27 protein-coding genes, 1 tRNA gene, 1 pseudogene and 2 riboswitches are annotated in these 24,628 nt (G+C 30.8%); of the genes and pseudogenes, 10 read left to right on the top strand and 19 right to left on the bottom strand.

All coding sequences use genetic code 11. The features are described 5' to 3' along the window. Positions 1–73 precede the first annotated feature (73 nt). The gene (locus HMPREF3131_RS03870; protein WP_070436469.1) at positions 74–1,033 is read left to right on the top strand and encodes a tRNA modification radical SAM protein MnmL/YtqA; all 960 of its coding nucleotides are present in this window, start codon (positions 74–76) and stop codon (positions 1,031–1,033) included. Continuing rightward, on the top strand, positions 1,030–1,590 hold the full coding sequence (locus HMPREF3131_RS03865) for a tRNA 5-(aminomethyl)-2-thiouridylate-methyltransferase MnmM (protein ID WP_017176355.1): 561 nt from the start codon (positions 1,030–1,032) through the stop codon (positions 1,588–1,590). Before HMPREF3131_RS03870 ends, HMPREF3131_RS03865 begins: the two co-directional genes overlap by 4 nt. A gap of 60 nt (positions 1,591–1,650) precedes the next feature. Here HMPREF3131_RS03865 and HMPREF3131_RS03860 read toward each other — a convergent pair whose 3' ends face one another. Then, positions 1,651–2,052, bottom strand: coding sequence for a transcriptional regulator, SarA/Rot family (locus tag HMPREF3131_RS03860; protein WP_002449620.1), 402 nt, complete (start codon positions 2,050–2,052; stop codon positions 1,651–1,653). Positions 2,053–2,348: 296 nt separating this feature from the next. Beyond that, positions 2,349–3,176: an alpha/beta fold hydrolase gene (locus HMPREF3131_RS03855; protein ID WP_017176356.1), complete on the bottom strand. Its 828-nt coding sequence runs from the start codon at positions 3,174–3,176 to the stop codon at positions 2,349–2,351. Between the two features lie 208 nt (positions 3,177–3,384). Between HMPREF3131_RS03855 and HMPREF3131_RS03850 the strand changes: the two genes are divergently transcribed. Then, on the top strand, positions 3,385–4,386 hold the full coding sequence (locus HMPREF3131_RS03850) for a proline dehydrogenase family protein (RefSeq protein ID WP_048761780.1): 1,002 nt from the start codon (positions 3,385–3,387) through the stop codon (positions 4,384–4,386). Between the two features lie 51 nt (positions 4,387–4,437). On the opposite strand, the gene ribE (HMPREF3131_RS03845) is transcribed toward HMPREF3131_RS03850, so the two are convergent. The 7 genes from ribE (HMPREF3131_RS03845) to HMPREF3131_RS03815 all read right to left on the bottom strand — a co-directional run bounded on the left by ribE (HMPREF3131_RS03845) (position 4,438) and on the right by HMPREF3131_RS03815 (position 11,297). Beyond that, positions 4,438–4,896, bottom strand: a complete 459-nt coding sequence (gene ribE, locus HMPREF3131_RS03845) for a 6,7-dimethyl-8-ribityllumazine synthase (protein ID WP_002455177.1) — start codon at positions 4,894–4,896, stop codon at positions 4,438–4,440. Between the two features lie 12 nt (positions 4,897–4,908). After that, positions 4,909–6,093: a bifunctional 3,4-dihydroxy-2-butanone-4-phosphate synthase/GTP cyclohydrolase II gene (locus tag HMPREF3131_RS03840; protein ID WP_017176358.1), complete on the bottom strand. Its 1,185-nt coding sequence runs from the start codon at positions 6,091–6,093 to the stop codon at positions 4,909–4,911. A gap of 11 nt (positions 6,094–6,104) precedes the next feature. Beyond that, entirely contained in the window at positions 6,105–6,737 is a 633-nt protein-coding gene (gene ribE / locus HMPREF3131_RS03835; RefSeq protein ID WP_017176359.1) for a riboflavin synthase, read from the bottom strand. Positions 6,738–6,743: 6 nt separating this feature from the next. After that, positions 6,744–7,787: a bifunctional diaminohydroxyphosphoribosylaminopyrimidine deaminase/5-amino-6-(5-phosphoribosylamino)uracil reductase RibD gene (ribD, locus tag HMPREF3131_RS03830; RefSeq protein WP_017176360.1), complete on the bottom strand. Its 1,044-nt coding sequence runs from the start codon at positions 7,785–7,787 to the stop codon at positions 6,744–6,746. Positions 7,788–7,908: 121 nt separating this feature from the next. Beyond that, a riboswitch (FMN riboswitch) is annotated at positions 7,909–8,044 on the bottom strand. A gap of 150 nt (positions 8,045–8,194) precedes the next feature. After that, a complete protein-coding gene (locus tag HMPREF3131_RS03825; RefSeq protein WP_049382125.1) occupies positions 8,195–9,682 on the bottom strand; it encodes an FAD/NAD(P)-binding protein in 1,488 nt (495 codons plus the stop codon). Positions 9,683–9,977: 295 nt separating this feature from the next. Beyond that, on the bottom strand, positions 9,978–10,826 hold the full coding sequence (locus HMPREF3131_RS03820; RefSeq protein WP_070436468.1) for a peptidoglycan release complex glucosaminidase SagB: 849 nt from the start codon (positions 10,824–10,826) through the stop codon (positions 9,978–9,980). 246 nt (positions 10,827–11,072) lie between these two features. Next, complete coding sequence (locus HMPREF3131_RS03815; protein WP_002449634.1) at positions 11,073–11,297, bottom strand: hypothetical protein; 225 nt, start codon at positions 11,295–11,297, stop codon at positions 11,073–11,075. 208 nt (positions 11,298–11,505) lie between these two features. Between HMPREF3131_RS03815 and HMPREF3131_RS10970 the strand changes: the two are divergent. Further along, a pseudogene (locus HMPREF3131_RS10970) lies at positions 11,506–11,961 on the top strand (sigma-70 family RNA polymerase sigma factor); the annotation flags it as partial. Positions 11,962–11,977: 16 nt separating this feature from the next. Further along, complete coding sequence (locus HMPREF3131_RS03810; RefSeq protein WP_002449640.1) at positions 11,978–12,424, top strand: competence protein ComK; 447 nt, start codon at positions 11,978–11,980, stop codon at positions 12,422–12,424. Here HMPREF3131_RS03810 and HMPREF3131_RS03805 read toward each other — a convergent pair. Both HMPREF3131_RS03805 and HMPREF3131_RS03800 read right to left on the bottom strand, forming a co-directional pair. Then, a complete protein-coding gene (locus HMPREF3131_RS03805) occupies positions 12,399–12,863 on the bottom strand; it encodes a hypothetical protein (protein WP_002449665.1) in 465 nt (154 codons plus the stop codon). The genes HMPREF3131_RS03810 and HMPREF3131_RS03805 overlap by 26 nt on opposite strands. A gap of 198 nt (positions 12,864–13,061) precedes the next feature. Then, a complete protein-coding gene (locus HMPREF3131_RS03800) occupies positions 13,062–13,775 on the bottom strand; it encodes a transaldolase (protein ID WP_002449673.1) in 714 nt (237 codons plus the stop codon). 245 nt (positions 13,776–14,020) lie between these two features. Here HMPREF3131_RS03800 and HMPREF3131_RS03795 point away from each other — a divergent pair, with 245 nt between their 5' ends. Genes HMPREF3131_RS03795 through HMPREF3131_RS03785 form a run of 3 tightly spaced genes read left to right on the top strand, consistent with a single transcriptional unit; the run spans position 14,021 to position 15,084 of the window. Continuing rightward, positions 14,021–14,329, top strand: coding sequence for a hypothetical protein (locus HMPREF3131_RS03795; protein WP_049415179.1), 309 nt, complete (start codon positions 14,021–14,023; stop codon positions 14,327–14,329). Positions 14,330–14,368: 39 nt separating this feature from the next. Continuing rightward, on the top strand, positions 14,369–14,734 hold the full coding sequence (crcB, locus tag HMPREF3131_RS03790) for a fluoride efflux transporter CrcB (protein ID WP_049415177.1): 366 nt from the start codon (positions 14,369–14,371) through the stop codon (positions 14,732–14,734). Beyond that, positions 14,731–15,084 (top strand): fluoride efflux transporter FluC, encoded by a 354-nt coding sequence (locus HMPREF3131_RS03785; protein ID WP_017176369.1) that lies wholly within the window; start codon positions 14,731–14,733, stop codon positions 15,082–15,084. Before crcB ends, HMPREF3131_RS03785 begins: the two co-directional genes overlap by 4 nt. Positions 15,085–15,141: 57 nt before the next feature. On the opposite strand, the gene HMPREF3131_RS03780 is transcribed toward HMPREF3131_RS03785, so the two are convergent. From HMPREF3131_RS03780 to metK, 3 genes are all read right to left on the bottom strand, one after another. Next, on the bottom strand, positions 15,142–15,978 hold the full coding sequence (locus tag HMPREF3131_RS03780) for an aldo/keto reductase (protein ID WP_017176370.1): 837 nt from the start codon (positions 15,976–15,978) through the stop codon (positions 15,142–15,144). A 114-nt stretch (positions 15,979–16,092) separates the two neighbouring features. Then, positions 16,093–17,004 (bottom strand): NERD domain-containing protein, encoded by a 912-nt coding sequence (locus HMPREF3131_RS03775; protein ID WP_017176371.1) that lies wholly within the window; start codon positions 17,002–17,004, stop codon positions 16,093–16,095. A 98-nt stretch (positions 17,005–17,102) separates the two neighbouring features. Then, positions 17,103–18,299: a methionine adenosyltransferase gene (metK, locus tag HMPREF3131_RS03770; RefSeq protein WP_017176372.1), complete on the bottom strand. Its 1,197-nt coding sequence runs from the start codon at positions 18,297–18,299 to the stop codon at positions 17,103–17,105. Positions 18,300–18,413: 114 nt separating this feature from the next. Further along, positions 18,414–18,526, bottom strand: a riboswitch (SAM riboswitch). A 157-nt stretch (positions 18,527–18,683) separates the two neighbouring features. Here metK and pckA point away from each other — a divergent pair. Then, positions 18,684–20,276, top strand: a complete 1,593-nt coding sequence (gene pckA / locus HMPREF3131_RS03765; RefSeq protein ID WP_048761772.1) for a phosphoenolpyruvate carboxykinase (ATP) — start codon at positions 18,684–18,686, stop codon at positions 20,274–20,276. A 41-nt stretch (positions 20,277–20,317) separates the two neighbouring features. Here the strand turns inward: pckA and HMPREF3131_RS03760 are convergent, their stop codons facing one another. Further along, positions 20,318–21,097: an alpha/beta hydrolase family protein gene (locus HMPREF3131_RS03760; RefSeq protein ID WP_017176374.1), complete on the bottom strand. Its 780-nt coding sequence runs from the start codon at positions 21,095–21,097 to the stop codon at positions 20,318–20,320. Beyond that, complete coding sequence (gene ytkD, locus HMPREF3131_RS03755; protein WP_017176375.1) at positions 21,078–21,551, bottom strand: RNA deprotection pyrophosphohydrolase; 474 nt, start codon at positions 21,549–21,551, stop codon at positions 21,078–21,080. Before ytkD ends, HMPREF3131_RS03760 begins: the two co-directional genes overlap by 20 nt. A gap of 67 nt (positions 21,552–21,618) precedes the next feature. Between ytkD and yidD the strand changes: the two genes are divergently transcribed. Continuing rightward, on the top strand, positions 21,619–21,864 hold the full coding sequence (gene yidD, locus HMPREF3131_RS03750; protein WP_017176376.1) for a membrane protein insertion efficiency factor YidD: 246 nt from the start codon (positions 21,619–21,621) through the stop codon (positions 21,862–21,864). Here yidD and menC read toward each other — a convergent pair. From menC to HMPREF3131_RS03735, 3 genes are all read right to left on the bottom strand, one after another. Beyond that, positions 21,855–22,862: an o-succinylbenzoate synthase gene (menC, locus tag HMPREF3131_RS03745; protein ID WP_017176377.1), complete on the bottom strand. Its 1,008-nt coding sequence runs from the start codon at positions 22,860–22,862 to the stop codon at positions 21,855–21,857. The two genes, yidD and menC, sit on opposite strands and share 10 nt — an antisense overlap. Then, complete coding sequence (gene menE, locus HMPREF3131_RS03740; protein WP_017176378.1) at positions 22,863–24,257, bottom strand: o-succinylbenzoate--CoA ligase; 1,395 nt, start codon at positions 24,255–24,257, stop codon at positions 22,863–22,865. It lies immediately after the preceding gene. Positions 24,258–24,456: 199 nt separating this feature from the next. Beyond that, positions 24,457–24,547, bottom strand: a tRNA-Ser gene (locus HMPREF3131_RS03735). Positions 24,548–24,628 lie beyond the last annotated feature (81 nt).

The following is a 24,628-nucleotide window of genomic DNA, read 5'->3' as shown; positions in this document are numbered from 1 at the left end:
AATAAACACTATAACATTAAAATATGTTAAAATCTTTACTTAGAACTAAGTTAGATAGAAAGGATAATGTGTTATGGGTAAGTATTTCCCGTATGCCTTTGAAAATAAACGATATCATACATGGAATTACCATTTAAAAAATAAATTCGGACAGAAAATTTTTAAAGTTGCTCTAGATGGCGGATTTGACTGTCCAAATAGAGATGGTACTGTCGCACATGGCGGTTGTACATTTTGTTCAGCAGCTGGTAGTGGTGACTTTGCAGGAAATAGAGCCGATCCAATTGAAGTACAATTCCAACAAATTAAAGAACGAATGCATGAAAAATGGAGTGAAGGTAAATATATTGCTTACTTCCAAGCATTTACTAATACCCATGCACCTGTAGAAGTTTTAAAAGAAAAATATGAACCTGTGTTAAAAGAAGAAGGAGTTATTGGTTTATCTATCGCTACACGTCCAGATTGTCTGCCAGATGATGTGGTTGAATACTTAGCTGAACTAAATCAACGTACTTATTTATGGGTGGAACTTGGTCTTCAAACAGTTCATCAAAAGACCTCTGATTTAATTAATCGTGCTCACGATATGCAAACGTATTACGAAGGTGTAGCTAAATTGCGTAAACATAATATTAACGTATGTACACACATCATTAATGGCTTACCAAGTGAAGATTATCATATGATGATGGAAACAGCACGAGAAGTGGCACAAATGGATGTTCAAGGTATTAAAATCCATTTATTACATTTACTTAAAGGTACACCAATGGTTAAACAATACGAAAAAGGTATGCTTGAATTTATGACGCAAGAAGATTATACAAACTTAGTGTGTGATCAACTTGAAATCCTTCCGCCAGACATGATTATTCATCGTATTACTGGAGATGGACCGATTGATTTAATGGTAGGACCAATGTGGAGTGTTAACAAGTGGGAAGTTCTCAATGAAATAGATGATGAATTAGCACGTCGTGAATCTTATCAAGGTAAGTTTTACACATCTAATACTAAGGTGAATTCATGAAATTAGAACGCATTCTTCCTTTTGCTAAAACACTTATTAAGCAACATATTCAAGAAGATAGTATTGTTATTGATGCTACCTGTGGTAACGGCCATGATACCCTATTTTTAGCTAAACAGGTTCCAAATGGCAAAGTGTTTGGTTTCGATATACAAAAAGAAGCTATTGAACATACAAAAGAAAAAATAGCACCTTTTAAACATGTTACATTGATACATGATGGACATGAAAATATCTTAAATGATATACCAAGTGATATCATCGGAAACGTGGATGCAGCTATTTTCAATTTGGGATATCTGCCTAAAGGTGATAAATCCATTGTTACTAAACCTGAAACCACTATTCAAGCTATTGAAAGTATTTTTAAACTATTAAGTACAGAAGGTATTATTGTACTAGTGATTTATCATGGACATGAGGAAGGACAAATCGAAAGAGATGAATTATTAAAATATCTCGAAAACTTTGATCAAAGTAAAGCACACATATTAAAATATCAATTTATCAATCAAGTTAATCATGCACCTTTTATATGTGCGATTGAAAAACGTTAAATTTTAAAACCCATAAATTAAAACATCAAATCGTAGTTTTAATTTATGGGTTTTTTTATATTAAACGCTCATCAATGAATTCAAACTATTTTCTAAAGATTCATATTTTCTTTTAATAATAGTAGTAATAAAATCTAATAATTCATTTCTATATTTATTTTTTTCTTCATTAAAATGGATAATAACCGTACGTTCGTCGTCAATTGGACGCTCTTTGTAAACCCAATCAGATTGAACTAAATTATTATACGTTCTTGTTCGTTTATATGACTTGATATTAACGTATTGATCCATCTCTTTTAATGTCATAGGCCCCTTTTCCCATAACGTTAATAAAATAAGTACTTCTTCTTTATTTAAATGATACTTCTCATAAATAATTCTAAATATAGAATCTATATCCTTCAATAATTTCTCTAATTTCAATACCATAGATACCGTTTCTTTTTTTTGTAATTTCATCATTCATTCCCCTTGATCTCTCATATTATGTATAATAACTATAATTCAATTTATTATTAAGTTTATACGATTTGGTATTTTTTAATAATATATCAACTATATTTTTTAAATCAATATTTATATTATAATTCTAATACTAAATTCATACAATTTATAAAAAGTAATTGATAGTTATAATTCTACTTATATTGTAATTTTAGCTCATTTATAATATTATAACCATAATTTTGATATAGAATAGGCTCGTAGATATCTGTCTTCTACGAGCTATTCTTTATAGATTTTTAAAGATTATCTTATACTTCCTCAATATCTTCTTCTTGTACAATAAATCCCATTGTATTTACGCTATTATTCAAGAAAGTTAATATATATCTCATGACTTGATCTCGTTCAGGTTCATTGTGAATCTCATGATAAAACCCTTTCCACGCTTTAAAATAAAATTCATCTGCAAGAAATTGTTGTTTTAAAATATCTATTGAAGATGTTTCTAAAATTTTATCTTCGGTACCATACATTAATAAAGTGGGTAACGGTTTGATATCTTTAATATGTTGTGATGTGTCTTTCATCGTTTCATTAATAATGTTAAACCATTTGTAAGATACTTTCTTTAACATCAATCCGTCATGATTTGTCTCATTAATCACTTCTGAATTACGAGTTAAATCTTCATAATCTATTCCTAATTTAAATTGTGTACCTTTTGAGCTCTTTCCAATATTAGATATAAACATATTTTTTCGTGTTTTATAATTTTTCTTAAATTCAAGCATTGGAGAGAGTAGTAATATGCCCTCAATAGGTAGTTCAGTCTTTTCAAGTAAATTGAGAATAATTAAACCACCTAATCCAACACCCATAACAAATGTTGGTAATTTATATTCGTTTGCAATTTTTATCCATTCAACTAACTGTTCATGGTAAATTTCAAAACGTTGTAGTTGACCTCTGTTAGCTCGTGAAGTTTGACCTTGTCCAGGTAAATCACCCATAATTACGTGATAACCATTACGTCTCAACATCGTAATCACATACGCATATCTACCAGTATGTTCTAACATATTATGTACTATGATGATTACGCCTTTAGCGTCATGTTCTGTTTCCCACTTCCACATATTTTTGAATCCTCTCTAATTGAATGTTTATCAAATGTATTATATCAAATTATACCTTTAATTGTTGTTAAACAGTATATAGATTCTCTTAATTTATGACTAATGAATTTAAACGTATTTTACCTCCTAAATGTAAACGCTTTCTTAAACGATGTATTCATGCTAAACTTGTTATAGAGATAGATACGAGTGGGATGGAGGAATAGATATGTCTTTATTCAGAGATTTTTTCATAACATTATCAAATATTACATATTTAAATGAAATGGCTAAAAAAATCGGACCTACCATGGGGGCTAATAGAGTTGTTGCGGGTAATACTATAGAACAACTCATTGATACGATTGAACGTTTAAACGCTAAACATATTGATGTTACTGTAGATAATCTTGGAGAATTTGTTAATACTAAAGCAGCAGCGACTCAAGCTAAAAATGAAATTCTTGAGATAATGGAAGCTATTAATAAATATCAAGTGAGTGCACATATGTCGGTGAAAGTGAGTTCATTAGGCGGTGAATTTGATACTGAGTTAGCCTATCAAAATTTAAGAGACATTTTATTAAAGGCTAATACCTATGATAATATGCATATTAATATTGATATGGAAAAATATAACAGCTTATCACAAACATTACAGATTTTAGACAGGTTAAAAGGAGAATTTAGAAATGTCGGTACAGTTATTCAAGGATACCTTTATGATGCAGAGAAATTAATTGATAAGTACCCAGAATTACGATTAAGACTGGTCAAAGGCGCTTATAAAGAAAAGGATACGATTGCTTATCAAAGTAAAAAAGATATAGATAAAAATTATATAAATATTATTGAAAAACGTTTACTTAATGCCAAAAACTTTACGTCAATTGCAACACATGATGATAAAATCATTAACCATGTTAAACAATTTGTCAAAGATCATCATATTGAAAAAAGCACTTTTGAATTTCAAATGTTGTATGGTTTTCGTAATGAATTAGCAGAAGAGATTGCTAGACAAGGATATCACTTTACCGTTTATGTTCCATATGGCAATGACTGGTTTGCTTATTTCATGCGTCGCCTGGCTGAGAGACCTCAAAATCTTTCCCTTGCCTATCAAGAATTTATTTCAACAGAAGCACTAAAAAAAATTGGCTTAGTTAGTGGACTAGCTTTAGGAACACTTACATTAGTATCTAGTATTGTGAAATTACTAAAACGTTGAAATACAGAGCGTCTCGATAATCCTTAAAATTATCGAGACGCTCTACATTAATTAAAACTGTTTAAGTAAGTTTGCCATTTCAATTGCACTTACTGCCGCTTCTGCACCTTTATTACCTGCTTTCGTACCCGCTCTTTCAACTGCTTGTTCAATACTTTCAGTTGTTAAAACACCGAAAATAACTGGTGTATTCGTAACATCATTTGCTTTTGATACGCCTTTAGCAACTTCATTACAAACATAGTCATAATGAGATGTTGCACCTCTAATGACACAGCCTAAAGTAATCACTGCATCATAATCATTTTTTTGCGCTAATTTTTTAGCAACAAGTGGAATTTCAAATGCACCTGGTACATACGCAACATCAATGTTATCTTCATCTACACCATGTCTTACTAATGTATCTTTCGCTCCATCTAATAAACGATTGGTAATAAAATCATTAAATCTACTCACTACTATTGCAACTTTTAAATTTGTACCGACTAATTTACCTTCAAAATTCATTCTAAATTCCTCCTAAATAAGATGTCCCATTTTCAATTTTTTTGTTTCCATATAATGATGATTATGTTCCGTTTCTGGCACAATAATTTCTGTACGATCTGCAACTTTTATACCATAATCTTCCAAGCCTTCAAATTTCTTAGGATTATTACTTAATAAATTAACTTGTTGAACATTAAAATATTTAAGAATTTGAGCAGCTATATGATAATCTCTTAAGTCTTCATCAAAACCTAATGCTAAGTTTGCAGTAACCGTATCATGTCCTTGCTCAATTAATTCATAAGCTTTTAGTTTATTCATTAAACCAATGCCTCTACCCTCTTGTGGTAAATAAATAATTAATCCACCATGATCATTTATATATTTCATTGATGCTTCTAATTGAGCGCCACAATCACATCGTTGACTGTGGAAAATATCACCTGTTAAACAAGCAGAATGTAGTCTTACATTTTCAGTTGTACGTGGTTCTCCTTTGCCAAGTACAACAATATCTTCATGTGTATATTGAGATTGAAAACCATACATTTTAAAATCACCAATATCCGTTGGCATTTTTACAGTTGCTTTAAGTTCAATACCTTCGCTTTCTTGTTTGCGACGATAATTAATTAAACTTTCAATTGTAATCATTTTTAATTGATGACGCTCTTTAAATTGTTGTAATTCATTACCTTTTGCCATCGTACCATCGTCATTCATTATCTCACATATAACTCCAGCAGGTGCAGCACCAGTTAATTTAGCTAAATCTACAGCAGCCTCCGTATGTCCTGGTCTAACTAATACACCTTTTTCTTTAGACACTAAAGGAAATAAATGTCCTGGTTTATGGAAACTTTCTGGTTTAGAATCAGGATTAATTAACGCTTTCGCTGTTGCTGTACGATCAAATGCACTAATTCCTGTAGTAGTAGAGATATGATCGATACTTACAGTGAAATTTGTACCGTATTCATCTGTATTACCATCAACCATAGTTTTAAGATTTAGACGTTCAGCAATCTGTGAACTTATAGGAGCACAAATTAATCCACGCGCTTCTTTGGCCATATAATTAATGGTATCATCTTTCATCCATTGAGTGACTGCAATTAAGTCACCTTCATTTTCACGATCTTCATCATCTACTACAATAATACTATCGCCATTTCTTAATGCTTCTAACGCTTCTTCAATGCTATCGAATTTCATTTAAGCCCCTCCTAAAAACCATATGCTTTTAATTTATCAACTGATAAATCAGATTTATTTTTACCAACTATACTTTCAACATATTTAAATAATACATCTGTTTCAAGATGAACTTCATCGCCCATTTTTTTATTAGAAAGAATCGTTGAACGTCTTGTTTCAGGAATAAGATGGATATCAAAACTATGTTGATGCAAGTCAAAAATTGTTAAACTTACGCCATCAACAGTAATAGAACCTTGCTTAACCATTTGTTTGATGACCGAGTCCGATGCCTTAATAGATACAATGCGTGAATTAGGCGTTTCTCTGATATTTATAATTGTTCCTTTTGCATCTACATGACCTAATACAAAATGTCCTCCGAAACGTCCACTACCTGACATTGCACGTTCAAGATTGACTTCATCATTTTCTTTAATATTAGCTAAATAGGTTTTATTTTCAGTACCTTTAATCACTTGGACAGAAAATTGATTTTGTTTAAAATCAATGACTGTTAAACACGCACCATTTACGCTTATAGAATCACCAATATGCATATCTTCTATAATTTTTTGACATGAAATATCTAATGTCCTTACGGATTGTTGAGTGCGAATACGCTTTACAGTACCTATTTCTTCAACGATACCTGTAAACATTTATCTTCACTTCTTTCGCAATGTCATTTTAATATTTTGTTGAATAGACTCGGTAGAAATCACTTCAAATTGTGGCGCATTAGCTAAATCAATGACATTATCAGTTTGATAAAATTGATTTTTTCCAATACCGCCTATTATTTTCGGGGCATAATAAATAATAAGATGGTCTAAATAATTAGATTGGAGAAATTCTGAAGTTATATGAGGCCCAGCTTCTACTAATAATCTGCCAACACCTCTTTGATATATATCAGATAAAATAGATTTTAAATTACATGTTTCTAAATATATTATTTTTATATGATGACTTGGACTTTTTAGTTCATGATTTTCAGTATAAATCCAAATTTCACTTAATTGATCGTGAAATATCTGTTTTGAATAATCAATTTGACCTCGCTTAGATAGTATGATTCTTATTGGATGTTTACCATCTTGAATACGTGTTGTATATTGTGGATTATCCGCTTCAAGCGTTCCATTACCAGTTAATACGGCATCATGAGTATGTCTTAAACGATATACATCTTGTTTTACAGCTTTATTCGTAATCCATTGACTTTGTCCACTATCAGTCGCTTGTTTCCCATCTAACGAAGTCGAGACTTTTACTGTAATTTCAGGGATTTTATGTTGTTTTGCTTTGAAGAAATCTTCATACAAAGCAAAAGCTTCTTCTGAATATTGATATTCAACTTCAATACCTGCCTTTTCAAGAATGATATCTCCCTCAGAAGATAACGTCGTATCTTTTACAGCATAAATTACTTTACTAAGCCCATGTTCAATAATTTTATTCACACAAGGTGGTGTTGACCCATAATGTGTACAGGGTTCAAGAGAAATATAAATGGTGCCGCCTTTTGCTTTATCTTGTGCCATATCTAAAGCCTGAACTTCCGCATGTTTCTCTCCTTGCTTTAAATGTGCACCTAGTCCCACAATACGCCCATCCTTCACAACAACTGAGCCAACAGGAGGATTAACTCCAGTTTGTCCCTTCACCATTTGTGCTAATTGAATTGCATATTTCATAAATTCACTCAATTTATCACCTCTAAAAAAACCCCATACCTGTTTCACAGGCATAGGGCATGTATATACTTAAATAAGCGTACTACAATTTTTATATTGTGCATGCTTATACATCATTCAGTAATGATGTGATTGATTCTTTCTCCCATCCAGACTTTTACTGTCGGCTCTAGAGTCTCACTAGATCAGCCACTTAATAAATTAAGATTAAGTGGGTCGCAGGCTTAATTACTGCCGGTTGGGAATTACACCCTGCCCCGAAAGAATACGTATGAAATTGTGATTAAATTTGAGTCATCGTAGTTTAGTACTACATATATCATCTTACATTTATTTTTGGAAAATTACAAATAAAGAATTTCAATTTGATTTTTAAATTTAACTCTTAAAGAGATATTTATTCATTATTGTGTAAAGCATTATACTGTATGATCAAATTCTTTTCGAATTTCATATAAATAATCCACTGCACTTACCGCTTGATTAACAATCATTTTTACTCCATTCCGCAATTTATTTACTCCATTAGTGATTTGTCCAATAGCAATCATATTATTTAAAGTACCATATCTTGGACTAATCACCTGATTTGTTTCTGGGATAATTTGTATTCCACCCATAGGATGGGCTTGAACAATTTGTCGATTTTGAAGATTTAAGATAAATTGATCATCTTCATCTAAATCTTTTAAATGTGTTTTAGAACCTGTTGCATTAATAATAATATGATGTGGATACCATTGTTCATCATTTTTAAATTTTAAATTAAATAGTCCATTTTTATGTACCACATTTTCTAAATCCTTTCTAATCACTAATGAACCATCTTTTATTAATTGCTTGATGAGTTTTGCAGTTCTTGGAGGCATAGGGTTTGAGTTAAGTTGAATAATTTTAGTGAAACGTTTATCGAATTCAATTTGATCTTGACGACTAAAACTATTCCAAATCCAATTTAAATTTTCTTTGACATTCTCTATTAATGTTTGGAATATACCTATCTCATCTGGATGTTCTAAATCATAATTTAAATCTTTAATCGTATCTCCTGTTCGGCGGTGAACCAATTTCTGTAAATCAATACCATTTAAATCACACTCTTCTTTAAATAAATCGAATGCTTTCTCTAATGGCACATTTCCAAAGTACTTATCTTTAATATCATTAAATTTAGATTTTGTTAAACATTGAAACTCAATTTTTTTCATGTTTCCTCTTACGCTAGGCAATTGAGCAGAACGACTCGTCATTGTGATAGGTAGTTTAGGATGATGAAACGCTACATAACGCACTACATCTAAACTAGCTAATCCTGTTCCAATAATAGCAATATCATCAGATTCTTGTACATCATCTAAAGTATTATATGTAGGGTAAGGAGTTTGAATATAACCTTTTATACCTTTTAAATGATAAGGATCGTGATATGATAAAGTACCTATAGTTAAAAATATGTAATCATATACTTGACAATGCTTCATATCTTTAGAAGTACAGACATAATATTTCAATGTGGTTTCATCTATATTTGAATTAATGAAGACTTCTTGTACTGGTTGTTTAATGACTGTAAGATTATCATATAATGTCTCATAATTTGATAAGTATGATTTCATATAATGGCCAAAAACAAATCTTGGTAAATACTTTGGATTTTTAAACGTAAAATCAGATTGTGTTTGATACCATTTCCAAAACTCTTCATCATCATCTAAATTTAAACTCATCTTTTTAGTGGGTAAGTTAATTAATAATTGACTACTATCATTTTGAAAAGGAACACCCTGTCCCATATTAAATTCATTATCGTAGACATCGACTTTTAATTGCTTAAAGTCTTTATGTTTAACGAGTTGTCTAAGTACACTTACACCTGCTGTACCCATGCCTATAATTGCTACTCGCATATTTAACATCATCCTTTTATATATTTGTATTATGTTGAATATTATCATATTATACCAATACGATTCTCGACTTCAAAATGTTTCACTATTAACACGATGATCCATTTCAAAACATAAATAATCATGTGTAACTATGTTAAAATTTAGATATTGAGGTGACTAAACAATGAAATTTTTATTAAAAACATTAATTGTTTTTATCATTGGATTTACTTGGGCTTCAAGAAAAAACAAAGCTGAATAAATAAAAAAACCAACATCATCTAATTAAAGATAATGTTGGTTTTTATTTTGATTATTGATGTTTTTGATCATCTTTATAAACATATAGCTTGAAGTATTTACCTTCTGTTTTCATTTCTTTATAGAAATCAGCAATAATTTCCGCATTACTTTCAGCCCATTTAATATCAGTCGCATATTGATGTTCACCAGGATTCATAGGATTCCATCTCATGCTATATAATGTATTTTGATCATCGTGAGATAGGAAGTGTTTATGAATAAAGTCTGCGCCACCTTTAATTGCTTTCTCTGGTGTATCCCAACCATGTTTTTTCGCATATTCAGCACCTGTTTTGATTGGATCTTCATCTAAAGCTCCAACGCCATAAAAATTATAATATTTTTTACCATCAATATTTACACCATTCGCAAGTTCACTTTTTACTGAACCTGTTTCTAATAATGCATGAGAAATTAAATAGACTTCATTAACATGTTTTTCTTTTGCAGCATTTACAAAAGCATCAGTATGTTTCAATAGTGTAGGTCGATCGAACAACATACGTTTGATACGATTTTTATCAATACCTTGATATTTAGATAAATCTAAAAATTGATATCTTTGTTTATCATCATCGATAAATTTACTGCTGTCCATTGCAGCTTTAATTTCACTTGCTGATGCATCTCTCCATGCATTATTATTTTTATTCGATACTTGTTGACTTGTATAGTTATCTATTTGTTTTGCAGCAGCTTTATCAAGCGTGACGTTCACATGCTGAACTTTCTCTACTTCATTTACTTTTTTGAAAAATATCTGATCAGAAATCATTGAGAAAAAAATGAAGCCAGCTGCTACTAAAATAATAAGTAACCCTATTAGGCCTATAATAGAACCTTTTCTGTGCTTTGTCATATTCACACCTCTTAGGTTAATGTTGTAATTTCATTTATAGAAAAGTCTTCCATGATAATAAATTTTAACATTTTTAATTCTCTTAAACAATTTTATAATTATAATGTTACATATTCATAAAATAAAAGTAACAAAATTGAAATTTAACAAAAAAATAAAAGTAATGAAATACTCAACATTTCATTACTCAATGATTTTTATCTATTAAATAAATATAGTTATTTGTAGTAAGGTTAACATATTTAATTATTCGTTATTTCTTTTATAATCCATCATAATAAAACTGACAGCTTGCGATCTATTTTTATAATAATATTGATTTAAATCAATCGTCCCTTCAATATCACCATCACGATACATCATTTCATTTGTAAAATTATTTATCATTACAAATTCAGAACGATCTCTAATAACGTCTAAATCATCATGTCTTGCAAAAAAGTGCTCAAGATTTAAATGTGCGTAATCCAACTTCATACCTCCTATATTTTATTGTACAAATGTCGAATATTAATCTTACAAACTTGTTAAAGCTATATATCATCCAATCCAACGATTCTATGTTTACTATTTAACACCTATTTATTAAATTAAGCAAATGAAAATTCACGATACCTCATGTAGAATTTATACATCCGGAAATATTGTTTATGTACATAACTAAGGAGAAAGAATAAATATTTCAGATTTTAGTTCATTACACATAAAATATCATAAGATGATTCATCATTTGTTAAGACAATACCGTATCACTTATAATTATGATGAATTTTATCAACTATTATTAATAAAATTGTGGGAAATCTCCAAAATTTATAACCCATCTTCCTCTGTATCTTTGTCCTCTTTTATCTATCAGCGATTAAAGTTTTATCTTATTGATCTTTTTAGAAAGGAGCAATTGAAGATTGATTGCCTAGATATTGCAGTGTTACCTCATTCTTTAACTTATACATTGAAAGATGAATCTTTTTTTAATGATTTCAAATATATTTTAAATTCAAATGAATATCAATGGCTGATATATTATCTTCATGGATACAAACAATATGAAATCGCTAAAAAGATGAATGTCTCAGACACTACAATTAAAAAATATAAATCTTCTGCCCGTATCAAACTTCAGCAATATTATTTAGAAGGTGATTGGCATGTTACCTCACAATACTTTCGATTTGTTATACATTCAAACTTTAGAAGGTTCAACAATTCAGACTAAATGTTGTTTTAAAACATATGAAATGATTCTACCATTTCATATTAAAAAGATAGTCATATACTATCTAGAACAATTTAATAAATCATATACGCAACAACTTAAATTAGCTAAACGTTTATTATCTATCAATAAACTAGTTCCTATTTATATTTCTAAAGACATCATTTTATTTCCAATCAAACATCAACGCGCACCCATACAAATATATTTTAATGCTCAACGTATTATTGGATTAACGTCTTCTCAAAATAAAACCATTATTATCTTTGATAATTCAGTTCAATGCATAGTCGATGAGCCTTACATTTTAGTTTATAAAAAATGGCAAGAAAGTATTCTATTAGCCTATTTAATTAATAAGACGACTTCTTTTCATTAAACTTATATTCAAGTAATCTTTTAGTAAACAAAGCAGTCACAAATCTTATGAGATACAAACTGACAATCAAACTAATAATGGCAAAAACTAAGATTAATACACGATAGATTAAACTTAATTCTGCTTTAGGATTTATAAATTGATTGACTACTGCTAAACTTGCAATAAATCCAGCTAAAAACCATCCTAGTAATAGGATGTATGCGAGAACAAACAATATAATTAATAAGAACAAATATCCATTTGAAAAATGTTTATTTCGAAAGATATGAACCTGTAAAAATTGATTAGCAAAACGAGTAGGTTTCATAAATTTCTGTTCTGCATTATTAAATGAAGCATTATTTTGTTCAAAAGTATGTTCTAATAATTGCTTTTCTTTTTTATTTAAAAACCACAATTGTTTTCTTACTTTTTCTCTAAAAGCAGTTTCCTCCATAACTTAATTCCTTTCTATTTAATTATATTCATAAATTTTAACTGAACACCGATTTTAAAACAAACTCAATAAAAAAGAAAGATACAACTCAAGATACTTTATTACTCCTTCTCTTTGATATTCATATAACACTAAAACCGAGTCTAAGACATGTTTGTAGTCTTAGACTCGGTTGGTCATAATTTAGATATAGTGATTTTATAATATAGATAGTCCAGAACTTTTAATATCTTTTGCAAATCCTTGAACTGTATCTACTGGCAATTCATTAATATCGCGTCCAAGATTATTGTTAACTTTCTTAACAACATCTGATGGACAAGTGATAATATCGGCGCCAATTTCATTAGCTTGAATAACATTGAACACTTCACGGCAACTTGCCCATAATAATTTAACACCATTTTTACTATGTGCGACTTTTACAGATTCTTTCATTAAAGGAAGTGGATCTACACCCGTATCAGCAATACGCCCCGCAAAGACAGAGATATATGTAGGTACACTTTCGGTCACTGCTTCTGTAATAGCTTTAACTTGTTCAATTGTATAAACAGCAGTTACATTTAAACGAACATGATCAGCTGATAATTTTTTAATTAATTCAATTGTAGATTCACCTTTTGAGTTCACAATTGGAATTTTTACAAACACATTGTCACCATATTGCTTTAAAATTTCTGCTTCTTTCTCCATTGTGTCTAAATCATCTGAGAATACTTCAAATGATATAGAAGCATCAGGAATTTCACGTACTGCTTCTTCTGCAAAAGCTTTATAATCTGTTACACCTGCTTTTGCCATTAAGCTAGGATTTGTTGTAAAACCATCTACTTCTTTATTTTTGTATGCAGCTTTCATTTGTTCGATATCTGCACCATCAGCAAATACTTCTACATTTAATTGAGTCATAAAATCTTCCCTTCTCATTTATATTACGAATATAGCTTGCTTTATGAAAAGACACCATATGTATAATTATTTTTTATGTACAGTATGTTTTACTATTTCGTTATGTTATTTATATCATGCTTTTTTTGTGTATGCGAATGTTTTGCTTTGAATTTTCTGAAAATTAAAACCTTATGATAAAGGTACTATTAAAAATGAAATTAAATGTGGTAATATTATTTAATGGTATAAATCGGAGGTATGTTATGTCTAAATCAAAAAAATATTTATATATATCAATTATTCTTTTAATTATTAGCTTTTATTTTAATACATTTAATCCTTTATTAAGCATTCAATTTAAATCAATAAAAAATTTATTAATTGCATGTAGTATTGTAAATGTTGTCATCCTTATGGCTTCAATTATATTTTCTGATAAAGCAATTAAACATTTAAATTATAAAAATAAAGATTGGATTAAGACCGCTTCTAACATATTACCTTATGTCATATTAGTAGTAATTTTGTTCCATATTTTTGCTTCTGTTACAACGTTTGGCATTTTTTCATAATCAAATACGCATAAAATATTATATAAAGGTGAGTATATTATGCAATATATAACCGTGTTTATAGGTGGTATGTTGGGCGCTTTATTAAGATTTTTGTTTTCCTTTATGAATCAGAGTAGCATCTTTCCAATTGGCACATTGATAGCTAACCTGTCAGGTGCTTTTCTTATGGGTTATCTTTCTGTAGTAATGATTAAATTATTTAAAGATCACCCTAAAATTAAAAAAGGTATTACAACTGGTTTTTTAGGCGCTTTAACAACATTTTCAACATTTCAATTTGAGTTAGTCACATTACTTTACAGCCATCATATTATCTTAGCTTTGGTTTATGCATTTATAAGTTATTGCTTTGGTGTTATCTTGTGCTGGATAGGTATGACATTAGGAGGTCTTACATCTTGATACAAGCTCTTTTAATTATGATTGGCGGTGGTTTAGGCGCTGTCGTTAGAGCATGGCTAACTGATGTCACTAAATCCAAATGGTCTACTTCAATACCTATTGCTACTTTAATCGTCAACTGGATTGGAAGTTTTCTCATTGGTTTAACAACTGGCCTCTCTATTCACTTAAACTGGATACATATGTTTTTTATTACTGGATTTTTAGGAGGTTTAACGACATTTTCAACCATGTCTTATGAGCTTGCGCAATGTCTAACACCGTCTTTTAAACTTTTTAAATTTATGATGTATTCTCTATTGCAATTTGTTATAGGATTTATTGCTTGTTGGATTGGTTTTATAATATAACAAAAGAGTGAACTGTGTAGTAAATTAACCTACAAGTTCACTCTTTTTTAATTAAATTTATTGACCTTCAAATGTATCTGGATCAGGTCCTATACGTTGATCTTTATTTAAATCATCAATTCGTTTCATTTGCTCTGCTGATAATTCAAAATCAAATACATCTATATTTTCTTCAATTCTGCTTGATGTAACTGATTTGGGAATAACGACGACGTTATGTTGCATATTCCATTTAATAATAACTTGTGCTGCTGATTTATTAACTTCTTTACCAATTTCATTTAACGTTTCATCGTTTAAAATTTGAGCATTCATAAATGGTGACCAAGATTCCATATAAATATTTTGAGCTTCTAAATATTTTCTAAGTTTTTCTTGAGTAAAGTATGGATGAAATTCTACTTGGTTAATGACTGGTTTAATTGACACTTGTGCTAATAATGCTTCAAAATGATCTGGATTAAAATTACTAACTCCAATGTTTTTAACTTTATTATCTTTATATAAATCTTCCATACCTTTCCATGTATCAATCATTATGGCTTCATTTGTCCCTGGCCAATGTACTAAGTATAAATCTAAATAATCTAACCCAAGTTTTTGGATACTAGTTTCGTAGGCTTGAGCCACATTTTTACGTCCGAAATCTTCGAAAAATAATTTTGATGTTACGAAAATATCTTCTCTATTTAAACCTGTTGATTCTAATCCTTCTTTGATACCTTGGCCTACTTGTTCTTCATTTCCATATACTTTAGCAGTATCTATGCTACGATACCCAGATTCAATAGCATGTTTAACTGCTTCTTTACAAGTATCGTCATTTTCTACTCGAAATGTTCCAAGTCCTAACATTGGCATTTGATTTCCATTATAGAATTCAATATAGTCCATCTTACTTCCTCCTTTAAAAATAACTATTCTGTATATACCCTAAAAGTATATTTATGAACATCGCTTATAATAAAAAAGTACCATCAAAATTTAAAATTTTGATGGTAGCCTCTCTTAGTTAAATGATTCAATTTTATCCATAATATTTTGTAATTCATCGACATTATATTGAATACGTCCATGGAATACAAATTTGTTAAAGAATTCGTCAAGTTGTTCAGGACCAACTAAAACCTTAACACTTGAACTTTGTGCATAGTTTGAAATCGTTACGTCTTTATCATGTTTAGGATTAAAATATAAAATTGATGTTGGCGTATATTTAAGTCCTAATTCTGTTTGTAAATCTGTAGCCAACTTCTCAATTGCAGAAAGTTGATCAGAATAATTAATAAATGATAGTTTCGAATGATTATCTTCATGTTGATCAAGAACTAACGTTTGAGGCGCTTGTGTATTTAAATCAAGTGTATCAAATACTTGCTTCAGCATTGGTAATTCTTGAAATTGTGCGCCACTAATTCCATTATAAACATGACCTTTTAATAATTGTGAATCAATGATATATAAACCAGTTCTAGTAAGCACAAGATGGCTAATACGTTGAATATTATTAAACTCATTACTTGGTAAAAAAATATTAGCCATTATATGCATATCTTCACGTCTAATACGTTTTTCTTTAACTAAACGGTCTCTAATACCAATGAGTCTCATATCAGTCACGTATTCACTTTTATTTTTAGAAAATAATTTCAAAGCATCAATTTCACGTTCTTTTCCATTAACTGTAACTTCAAATTCTTCTTTTTGTTTCGTTACTTGTTTTTTATTTTCAATACGTTCTTTTTCAAGTGCTTCCTCATGTGAAGATTTGAGTTGTTGCTCCTTGAGATTGTACTCTTCATTCGCTTTGTGTTTCATATTATTTTTACTTTTCAAAGCAACTAAAAATAGAATAAAACATATAATCGCTATGATTATCGCTGCAATTAAACCAATCTCAACCGGTCCAAATGAATTCATTAGATAACGCTCCTTTTAAACTGTCAATATCTATCTATTATAATAGAAATAGACGATAATTTCGAGGTTTAACCTAATTAACTGCTATATATCCTATGTTATTTTTGAACGGCATCTTTTAGGACATTCACTTTATCTAATTTTTCCCATGGTAACAATACATCAGTACGACCAAAATGTCCGTATGCAGCTGTTTGTTTGTAAATAGGATGTTTTAAGTCAAGCATTTTAATGATACCTGCTGGTCTTAAATCAAAATGTTTTCTTACCGCTTCAACTAATTGTCCTTCAGAAACTTTACCTGTTTTAAATGTATCAATAGCAATAGATACAGGTTCTGCTACACCAATTGCATAAGCTAATTGCACTTCACATTGCTCAGCTAATCCAGCTGCTACAATATTTTTTGCAACATATCTCGCTGCATATGCCGCAGAGCGATCTACTTTTGTAGGATCTTTACCACTGAAACAGCCACCTCCATGACGAGCATAACCACCATATGTATCTACAATAATTTTTCTTCCAGTTAAACCAGCATCTCCTTGAGGACCCCCAATAACAAATCGACCAGTTGGATTAATAAAGAATTTAGTTTCATCATCAATTAAACCTTCAGGCACAGTCGGATAAATGACATGCTCTTTAATATCTTTTTGGATTTGTTCTAATTCAATGTCTTCAGCATGTTGAGAAGATACCACAATCGTGTCAATACGTTTAGGTTTATCATTTTCATCGTATTCTACTGTTACTTGAACTTTACCATCTGGACGTAAATAACCTAAGGTACCGTCTTTACGCACATCTGATAAGCGTTTCGCTAGTTGATGTGATAAAAAGATTGGAAGCGGCATATATGTTTCGGTTTCATTTGTTGCATAACCAAACATTAATCCTTGGTCTCCGGCACCTGTTGCTTCAATTTCTTCTTCAGATATATCATTGCGATACTCAAGTGCTTTATCTACACCTTGGGCAATATCAGGTGATTGTTCATCAATAGCTGTTAAAACAGCCATTGTTTGGTAATCGTAACCATATTTAGCTCTTGTATAACCAATATTTTTGATTGTTTCTCGTACTACTTTAGGAATATCTACATATGTAGACGTTGAAATTTCACCAGAAATTAAAGCCATACCTGTTGTTACTGTTGTTTCACAAGCGACACGTGCATTAGGATCATCTTTTAAAATTTCATCTAAAATCGCATCAGATACTTGATCGGCGATTTTATCTGGATGCCCTTCTGTCACTGACTCTGATGTAAATAAACGTTTATTATAAGTCATGATTTGCTCCTTTTTTTAACTATATTTACGAAAATTCTCTTTTGACAATGAGCTTAAAATAAAAGAGCCTTCTCAACTATCTAGATAGAGAGAAGGCTCTTAAACGTCCATTCGCTCTTATCGTTCAGACAAATATTGCGTCTGCAAACGGTTTGGCACCTTTCTTTTAAAAAAAGAGGTTGCTGGGTTTCATTGGGTCCATGTCCCTCCACCACTCAGGATAAGAGAATCCGTTAAGACCTATACTACATAAATACTTTAAAATTGTCAATTTTGATTTTTAAATGTTCTTTTATTTACAATGGAATAATTAAATTATTATGTTATACTTTTTAATGTAAGGGCTTACACATATAAATGAATAGATATTTGGAGGGATGTTGTATGTCAATAGATACATACAGTGAAACACCTAAAATCAAACACTTATTAGAGAAGGAAACGACTTTATTTCAACTTTCTACTACTCAGCTTTATTACAAGATTTTAAATAATAATGAAGGTGAACTTACTGAACTTGGCGCAATTAATATGAGTACAGGTAAATATACTGGTCGTTCACCAAAAGATAAATTTATCGTTAACGAACCTTCATATCGAGACAATATTGATTGGGGAGACATTAATCAACCTATAGATGAAGACGTGTTTTTAAAATTATACAACAAAGTATTAGATTATTTAGATCAAAAAGATGAATTATACGTTTTTAACGGTTATGCCGGAAGTGATAAAGACTCACAATTAAAATTAAAAATTATCAATGAGCTTGCATGGCATAATTTATTTGCACAAAACATGTTTATCCGACCTGAATCTATTGAGGAAGCAAGTCATATTAAGCCAAATTTCACTATCGTTTCTGCCCCTCATTTTAAAGCCAATCCAGATGTTGACGGTACTCATTCTGAAACATTTATTATTGTTTCATTTAAACATAAAGTGATTTTAATTGGTGGTACTGAATACGCTGGAGAAATGAAAAAAGGTATCTTTTCAGTGATGAACTACTTATTACCTATGCAAGATATTATGAGTATGCATTGTTCTGCCAATGTTGGAGAAAAAGGTGATGTTGCTCTATTCTTTGGATTATCTGGTACAGGAAAAACAACATTATCAGCGACGCCAACTCGCAAATTAATTGGCGATGATGAACATGGCTGGAATAAAAATGGTATTTTTAACATTGAAGGTGGTTGCTATGCAAAAGCTATCCACTTATCTAAAGAAAAAGAACCTCAAATTTATAATGCCATTCAATATGGTACTATTCTTGAAAATACAATTGTTAATGAACGTGGCCATGTTGATTTTGATGATAATACGAACACAGAAAACACACGTGCTGCTTATCCAATTCATCATATCGATAATATCGTATTACCTTCTAAAGCTGCACACCCTAATACAATTATCTTCTTAACTGCAGATGCATTTGGTGTACTTCCACCTATTTCTAAATTATCTAAATCTCAGGCAATGTATCATTTCTTAAGTGGTTTTACGTCAAAATTAGCTGGCACAGAACGTGGCGTGACAGAACCTGAACCATCATTTTCAACATGCTTTGGCGCTCCATTTTTACCTTTGCATCCTACTAAATATGCGAATTTACTTGGTAAGTTAATTGATGACCATGATGTTGATGTATATCTAGTAAATACAGGATGGACTGGTGGAAAATATGGTGTTGGACGTCGTATCAGCTTACATTATACACGTTATATGGTAGATCAAGCTATTTCTGGCAAGCTAAAACAAGCTACATTTACTAAAGATGAAATATTTGGTTTAAGTATACCAACTGAAATGGAAGATGTGCCTAAGACTATTTTAAATCCAATCCATGCTTGGAATGATCCTGAGGCTTATCGTCATCAAGCTAATGACTTAAAAAAACGTTTTGAAGAAAACTTCAAAACATTTGGAGATGAAGTAAAAGATATTGCTAAAGATGGTGGATTTAGTCATTAATAATATATCTAAACAAAAGACTTACATGATGACTGTTATAGTCATCTTTGTAAGTCTTGTTCTATATTATTCATCCATTGATGTATATAATCTAAAACTTCTTTCAATGCTTTCGGTCTTGGGACATGGCCTTCGTCAAGTTGATAAAATGTATCATGTTTGACCCCTTTACGTTCTAGTTGTTCTTGAAGAAAATACGCTTGATGTATACCCACTTGCCAATCTTTACCACCATGTACAATTAAAATAGGTGGACTGTTTTGATTCAACGTACGTATCGCATTTCTTTGTTCATATGCCTTTTTATCTTTTTTCGGATGACCTACCATACGTCTTAGCATTCCCCTTAAATCCACACGTTCTTCATACATTAAATGAACATCTGAAACGCCACCCCAAATAATATAACTATCAACTGGATCATCCTGAAATGATAATAAACCTTGAATTCCACCTCTTGAAAATCCAATCATATGGACGAAAGCTTGGGGATACTTATTTTTTAATAGTCGAATAAGTACTGTTACATCATGTAAATCAGCATTACAAAATTCATCTTTTCCTTCACTACCATTACTTCCTCTATAATAGGGACCTATAACTAATGTATACGGATCAGAAAATTGCATGAGTCTTGAAGCTCTTACTCTACCAACTTGTCCTTTTCCACCACGTAAATACACTACAATTCGTTTAACATTATGATACGCTGGGATCATCTGTAACGCTTTTACATTTAATTCGTCTACTGTATAAGTTATTTCCTCAAATCGATGAGTGTTGGATTCAACAGGCATTGTTCTAATATTTGTAATACCCAAGATCTTTCACCCTTTCTAAACATTTTAAAATTGCTTCATCTTTAATTAAATAACTTTTTTGGTGCTCAGGAATCTCATTAACTAGATGAAATAATATAGGACCCTCTGTTTCCAAATAATCATGTTTATGTTCAATTGATTTCACTTTAATCACGTACACATCTTTTTTAAAAAGTGACTTATCAAAGGTATGAACTTGATATTGCGCGATATAATATAAGGCTTCTACCTTTCCACCTGTTTCTTCATAAAGTTCTCTAGCAATCGCTTGTTGACTAGTTTCATTAATTTCAACTTTACCTCCAGGGAACTCGATACCTCTTTTAGAGTGTTTAGTGAATAATAATTGATTTTGAAATATCGGAATAGCTAAAACGTGGTTTCCATTCGGTATATCGTTATCAGTTTTATATTGCATCGTGACTCGTCTATCATCTTGATCGATAAACTCCATATCACTCATCCCCCTCTTAAATATGGTAGAATTATTTAATAATCAAATGTCTATAGGAGGTTTATTTATGCTTAAAAAATTATTTCTAAGCATCATTCGTATTTATCAGCATTTCATCTCCCCTATGACACCACCAACATGTCGATTCTATCCTACTTGTTCTGAATATACTAAAGAAGCTATAGAAGTATATGGAGCATTTAAAGGTGGCTATATGGGAGTAAAACGTATTTTAAAATGCCATCCATTTCATGAAGGTGGATTTGATCCCGTACCTTTAAAAAAAGACAAACATACACATCATCATTCATAAACAGATAATGCATTTATATTAACTTTAGGGGGATTGAAATATATCAATCCTTCTTTTAATTTGCCTATGCCTTGTGTAAAGTCTGTTTCAAAATAATATCCATCTGGAGTAATATCTCCTGGATAAGACCCTTCTTTTGCTAATAAAGCAGTAAAATATCGACTAAGTCCATATTCATACATCCCACCAACGATCACTTTAATATCTTTCTCTTTTAATAAGTGAATGAGTTCTAGCGCTCTATCTATTCCTCCCAGTCTAAATGGTTTAACCACAACCGCAGTTATAGGATATTGATGAATAATTTTCAAAATTGATTGTACGTCCGTTGCTTTTTCATCAATAGCAATAGCAGGATAATGCGTAACATCTATATAGCTTAAATCATTTAAATCTTTAAATGGTTCTTCAACGTATAGAAGATTGTGTTGATCAATCTCTTTTAATAATTGAAATTGTGACATATCCAGTGATTCATTTGCATCGAGTGCAAGACTAAATTCAAATGGAAGTTCATTGCGTAGCTTTTTTATATCGTTAATGAGATGAGAACTCCATTTTAATTTAATACGTGCTGGCTTTGTGTCTTTAAGTGTTTGTAATTGTGAAGAAGATAAACCACTTACTGTTGCCCCATATTCAACGTTAAAGCACGGTTGTGAATAAAACATCTGATAAACCGCCATCACAACAGTACATCTAGTAGCTGGATAACTATCTAATACATCAAGATAAGGTAACCAGTCACTAAATGTATTGAATGATTGATTTAAAATCTTTTTTGACCATTGTTGTATTCGTATTTTTACTGTCTCAATTGTTTCAGTATCATACCAATCCGTTTCAAATGCATTACATTCACCAAAATAATTTTTCCCTTCATCAGAAATAAATCGTACTATGAGTGCTTTACGATGTGTCATTTCGACTTTAGGCGTCGTAATCGGAGAATGAAACGGCGCGGTATAGTAATAAAATTGTATATCAATGATTTTCATTTAATGATCCTCAGTTCCAACTTTATTACGTTGTAATTTTCCAGTAGAAGTATAAGGTAATGCATTGACGTGTTGATATATCTTAGGAACTTTATATTTTGCTAAATGTTCTTGTAAAAAATTTATAAGATCATTAACCTCAATTGTTTCACTTGCGACATAGTAAAGCGCTGGAATCTGACCCCAAGTCTCATCTTCTTTAGGTACACATACTGCATCTATAATTCCATTGAATGTTTTAGCTACTGTTTCAATTTCATAAGGATAGATATTTTCTCCACCACTAATAATAAGGTCTTTACGTCGATCATAAACCATTACAAAACCATCACTGTCTATTTCTGCAATATCTCCTGTTTTAAAGAAACCATCTTCAAATGTGTTATCCAAATCTTTAGGATACAAATATCCGTTCATTACACTGTCGCCTTTGATAAGTAATTCACCATGTCCCTCTTCATTAGGTTGTTTAATACATACTTCAACATTATCACTTGGTTTACCTACTGTATCATATCGTTTAGCTAACATATCTGGCGAAGCGGTTAGGAACTGCGAACATGTTTCTGTCATTCCAAAAGAATTATAAATAGGTAATTGATAACTCAATGCCTGTTGTATGAGCGTGGATGATAATTTAGCACCCCCAAGTAATATTTTTTCAATTGAGTATGGTTTATTTAAACCAGCATCCATTAGCCACTTTAACGTTTGTGGCACAAGTGACACATGTGTAGGATATTCGTTTTTAATAATAGTCAACATATCTTCAGTATTATATTTATTTAATAAACGTACAGTAAATCCTTCAATCACAGCACGTAAAATCACGCTAAGTCCTGAAATATGATAAATTGGAAGAACCGATAACCATGTCGTTTGTTGATCAAATCCTAGACTTTCTTTACAACCTAATGCACTTGCATAGTGATTTTTAAATGTTTGAGGTACTGCTTTTTGGGGTCCTGTCGTCCCTGATGTAAACATAATAGATGCAATACGATGAATATCAAATTGTTTATGATTAGGCGTATCAGGATAATCATTGAGTTGATTAAATGAGAGAACTTGATGTGAAGATAAATCGAACTCTTTTGTAGTTAAAATAAGTTGAACATTCACTGAGTTCATTTGATTAGTCATTTCAGTTGTTGTTAATCGTGTATTGATCATTGCAATTTCAATTTGCGCTAACCAACATGCGTGCACTAAAATAACAGAATCAATGTCGTTTCCAATATATAGTCCTACCCTACTTTCATTTAAAGATAATAATTTTTTTGAAAGCTGATACGCTGTAGAATATAATTGATTATATGTTAATGTATACTGACCATCTATAACCGCGATTTTGTTTTTGTTTTTTATACTTTGCTCTTTTAACCAAAATTCCAAAATTCATTCCTCCAATAGTTATACACTCTATATTATAACGATTTTTAAATTACTTAACAGGACTCATGTTTGAATTTATTTTGTGATTGTTTTATTTTTAAAAAGATATTATCCATTTTAAGATAAATATAGTTGAATACTTGATATATCATATCTATAAAAAACTCAGAATGGAAAATAACCATTCTGAGCTACTGTACGGAGAGTAAGGGATTCGAACCCTTGAGACGCGATAAAGCGCCTACACACTTTCCAGGCGTGCTCCTTCAGCCAGACTCGGACAACTCTCCTCTATTCAATTAAATAAAAAAACAGAAGCGATGTTTCACTTCTGTTTATATGACTCCTACGGGACTCGAACCCGTGTTACC

This window comes from Staphylococcus sp. HMSC14C01 (assembly GCF_001808085.1).
GTDB lineage: Bacteria > Bacillota > Bacilli > Staphylococcales > Staphylococcaceae > Staphylococcus > Staphylococcus hominis.
Note: the sequence above shows the minus strand (reverse complement) of the source record. Positions and strands in the feature narration are given on the sequence as shown.

Bases quoted from the DNA above. Each gene is read 5' to 3' on its own strand.
- HMPREF3131_RS03870 (WP_070436469.1), top strand. From the start codon at position 74: ATGGGTAAGTATTTCCCGTATGCCTTTGAAAATAAACGATATCATACA.
- HMPREF3131_RS03865 (WP_017176355.1), top strand. From the start codon at position 1,030: ATGAAATTAGAACGCATTCTTCCTTTTGCTAAAACACTTATTAAGCAA.
- HMPREF3131_RS03860 (WP_002449620.1), bottom strand. From the start codon at position 2,052: ATGAAATTACAAAAAAAAGAAACGGTATCTATGGTATTGAAATTAGAG.
- HMPREF3131_RS03855 (WP_017176356.1), bottom strand. From the start codon at position 3,176: ATGTGGAAGTGGGAAACAGAACATGACGCTAAAGGCGTAATCATCATA.
- HMPREF3131_RS03850 (WP_048761780.1), top strand. From the start codon at position 3,385: ATGTCTTTATTCAGAGATTTTTTCATAACATTATCAAATATTACATAT.
- ribE (WP_002455177.1), bottom strand. From the start codon at position 4,896: ATGAATTTTGAAGGTAAATTAGTCGGTACAAATTTAAAAGTTGCAATA.
- HMPREF3131_RS03840 (WP_017176358.1), bottom strand. From the start codon at position 6,093: ATGAAATTCGATAGCATTGAAGAAGCGTTAGAAGCATTAAGAAATGGC.
- ribE (WP_017176359.1), bottom strand. From the start codon at position 6,737: ATGTTTACAGGTATCGTTGAAGAAATAGGTACTGTAAAGCGTATTCGC.
- HMPREF3131_RS03825 (WP_049382125.1), bottom strand. From the start codon at position 9,682: ATGCGAGTAGCAATTATAGGCATGGGTACAGCAGGTGTAAGTGTACTT.
- HMPREF3131_RS03820 (WP_070436468.1), bottom strand. From the start codon at position 10,826: ATGACAAAGCACAGAAAAGGTTCTATTATAGGCCTAATAGGGTTACTT.
- HMPREF3131_RS03810 (WP_002449640.1), top strand. From the start codon at position 11,978: ATGTTACCTCACAATACTTTCGATTTGTTATACATTCAAACTTTAGAA.
- HMPREF3131_RS03805 (WP_002449665.1), bottom strand. From the start codon at position 12,863: ATGGAGGAAACTGCTTTTAGAGAAAAAGTAAGAAAACAATTGTGGTTT.
- HMPREF3131_RS03800 (WP_002449673.1), bottom strand. From the start codon at position 13,775: ATGACTCAATTAAATGTAGAAGTATTTGCTGATGGTGCAGATATCGAA.
- HMPREF3131_RS03795 (WP_049415179.1), top strand. From the start codon at position 14,021: ATGTCTAAATCAAAAAAATATTTATATATATCAATTATTCTTTTAATT.
- crcB (WP_049415177.1), top strand. From the start codon at position 14,369: ATGCAATATATAACCGTGTTTATAGGTGGTATGTTGGGCGCTTTATTA.
- HMPREF3131_RS03780 (WP_017176370.1), bottom strand. From the start codon at position 15,978: ATGGACTATATTGAATTCTATAATGGAAATCAAATGCCAATGTTAGGA.
- HMPREF3131_RS03775 (WP_017176371.1), bottom strand. From the start codon at position 17,004: ATGAATTCATTTGGACCGGTTGAGATTGGTTTAATTGCAGCGATAATC.
- metK (WP_017176372.1), bottom strand. From the start codon at position 18,299: ATGACTTATAATAAACGTTTATTTACATCAGAGTCAGTGACAGAAGGG.
- pckA (WP_048761772.1), top strand. From the start codon at position 18,684: ATGTCAATAGATACATACAGTGAAACACCTAAAATCAAACACTTATTA.
- ytkD (WP_017176375.1), bottom strand. From the start codon at position 21,551: ATGGAGTTTATCGATCAAGATGATAGACGAGTCACGATGCAATATAAA.
- yidD (WP_017176376.1), top strand. From the start codon at position 21,619: ATGCTTAAAAAATTATTTCTAAGCATCATTCGTATTTATCAGCATTTC.
- menC (WP_017176377.1), bottom strand. From the start codon at position 22,862: ATGAAAATCATTGATATACAATTTTATTACTATACCGCGCCGTTTCAT.